The 2,486-nt window shown below is 60.8% G+C and carries 2 protein-coding genes and 2 pseudogenes; 2 read left to right on the forward strand and 2 right to left on the reverse strand.

From position 1 onward, the window contains the following. Positions 1-283 (reverse strand): annotated as a pseudogene (locus Q0349_RS11805) (sodium:proton antiporter); the annotation flags it as partial. 182 nt (positions 284-465) lie between these two features. Between Q0349_RS11805 and Q0349_RS11810 the strand changes: the two are divergent. Beyond that, positions 466-819, forward strand: coding sequence for a histidinol dehydrogenase (locus Q0349_RS11810; RefSeq protein WP_298081195.1), 354 nt, complete (start codon positions 466-468; stop codon positions 817-819). A 4-nt stretch (positions 820-823) separates the two neighbouring features. Here the strand turns inward: Q0349_RS11810 and Q0349_RS11815 are convergent. After that, positions 824-1,591 (reverse strand): annotated as a pseudogene (locus Q0349_RS11815) (UvrD-helicase domain-containing protein); the annotation flags it as partial. 167 nt (positions 1,592-1,758) lie between these two features. Between Q0349_RS11815 and Q0349_RS11820 the strand changes: the two are divergent. Beyond that, on the forward strand, positions 1,759-2,486 hold a 728-nt coding region (locus Q0349_RS11820), incomplete at its 3' end, for a CHAP domain-containing protein (protein WP_298081196.1).

Genomic DNA, 2,486 nt, shown 5'->3' on the forward strand with positions numbered 1-2,486 from the left:
AATAAGAAATGGCGACGGCGAACGCGCCCAGCACCGCATAAGAAAGCGCGGTGCTGGTGCCATCGGCGATACCCGCTTCAAACACCTTGACCAAATACTTGAGTTTCAGAATGGCATCGGGGGCGCTCACGCCCGCATCCGGAAAGGCGGCGAGGATGGTGTCTGCCGGAATGTCGGCCACCATGCCGCCGATAAAGGCGCTGATAATCAGGCTGAAAACAACGTGGACGCGCGCCAGCGAGAGAATAAGCATCAGGCTGACGGCAAGGACGACGGGGTTCATGGATGAAATCTCCTGTTTTTCGAATCGTGGGAGGGCGAAGTGTAGCGGGATTTTCGAAGATTGATAGGTTTTTTTGTGCGACTCGCTACGGTTTTAGTGTACAACACTAAAAATTTTGCGAAATTCAGCGATTCCCGTCAGCAGCCGTTATAATGCGGCGCCCACCCGTCACGAGACCCGCCATGAAAAAACTCAACTCACGCGACACCGACTTTCCGCAAGCACTCGCCGCACTGCTTGCCTTTGAAAATGCACAAGACCCTGCGGTAGAACGCGCCGTCGCCAACATCTGCGCCGATGTGCGCCAGCGTGGCGACGCGGCGCTGCTCGAATACACCAACTGCTTTGATGGCACCAACGCGCGCAGCATGGCAGAACTCACACTCAGCCAGGACGACCTGCAACAAGCCCTCGCCTGCCTGCCCGCCGCAACACGCGACGCCCTGCAAACCGCCGCAACACGCGACGCCCTGCAAACCGCCGCTGCGCGCCGCGCCAGGCGTAGATGGACTGGTCGTCGTCACCGACAGCGGTGAAGGCGGCGGCTGCGCCGACGAGCAGTTGCAGCAGTTGGTACTGGCTGTCGTTGGTGTCCTGGTATTCGTCGATGAGCAGGTAGCGGATGCGGTGCTGCCAGCGGGTGCGCACGTCGTCATGGTTTTTGAAAAGGGCAAGCGGCAGGGTGATGAGGTCGTCGAAATCGACGGCGTTGTAAGCACGCAGGCGTTCGTTGTAGTGGTGGTAGATGTGCGCGGCCAGCACCTGTTCGTCGTTTTGGGCGAGGCTGCGCGCGGTGGCGGGCGCGATGTTGGCGTTTTTGTAGGCCGATATTTGCGCCTGTATCTGCCGGACTTGTGCGTCGTCTTCCTGTTTGCTCAGTTCCTTGATAAGGGTCGCGCCGTCGCGGGCGTCGAAGATGGTGAAGTTGCGCCGCAATCCTGCCGCCAGGTGTTCTTTTTGCAGGATGTCGAGGCCCAGGCGGTGAAAGGTTGAGATATGCAGGCCGCGCGCTTCTTTGCCGAGGATGGCGCGCACCCGCTCGCCCATTTCCCGTGCGGCTTTGTTGGTGAAGGTGAGGGCGTAGATGCTGTTCGCCGGATAACGTGCCTGACGCACCAGCCAGGCGATTTTCTGGGTGATAACGCCGGTCTTGCCACTGCCGGCACCGGCAACGACAAGCAGCGGGCCGCCGAGGTAGGTAACGGCTTCGGTTTGCTGGGGATTCAGGGCGGGAATAGCGGTGGTCATAAGGGGGCAGGGTGTGAGCGGATGGACATTGTAGCGTACAGGTGAGGATATGCTGCGCATCCTTGCGGGGGCGCCAAGCGGGATAAATGCTGGATTTACTGCCGTGGATGTCGTTGATAGTGGCTATTCCGTATCCTCCCGCATGAAGGCATTGCTCTTCGCTCCTACGCCACCCTTTGCGCAGAGGCGTACAATCGCGCCCTTCCTATAAACAACGACCCATTCCCATGTCCGAAACCAGCCCTGAAAAATCCGCCAACATCCACACCAACGACCCTTTCGGCAGCCTGCTTGGTTACGCGCCGGGCGGCATCGCCATCTATTCTTCCGACTATGACAGCGCCGACGAGCGCGAGTTTCCCGACGATGCTGCCTACCGCAGTTACCTCGGCGACGAATACATGGGCTACAAATGGCAGTGCGTCGAGTTCGCCCGCCGCTACCTCTACCTCAATCACGGCATGGTCTTCACCGATGTCGGCATGGCTTACGAAATCTTCTCGCTGCGCTTCCTGCGCCAGGTGGTCAACGATGCCCTGCTGCCGCTGCAAGCCTATGCCAACGGCAGCCGCAAGCAACCTGAAGCGGGGGCGCTGCTGATTTGGGACGAAGGCGGCGAATTCGAGCGCACCGGCCACGTCGCCATCATCACCGAGGTATTGCCCGACCGCATCCGCATCGCCGAGCAGAACGTCATCCATTCCCGCCTGCCGCGCGGCCAGCAGTGGACACGCGAACTGATGATGACCGTGGACGCGTCTGGCGGCCACACCCTGCACGACACCTTCACCGACACGGACATCCTCGGCTGGATGATACAGACCGCCGACCCCGCACACAGCCTGGCGCAGCCCGTGCCGCCGCCGGAACTGCTCACCATCCGCAGTGCCCGCCTACCGGAGCATGGCCCGTTCGCCCACCTTCACCACCGCAATCTGTTCGCGGGGGCCCACCG

Origin of the sequence: uncultured Cardiobacterium sp., assembly GCF_938028185.1 — a bacterium.
GTDB lineage: Bacteria > Pseudomonadota > Gammaproteobacteria > Cardiobacteriales > Cardiobacteriaceae > Cardiobacterium.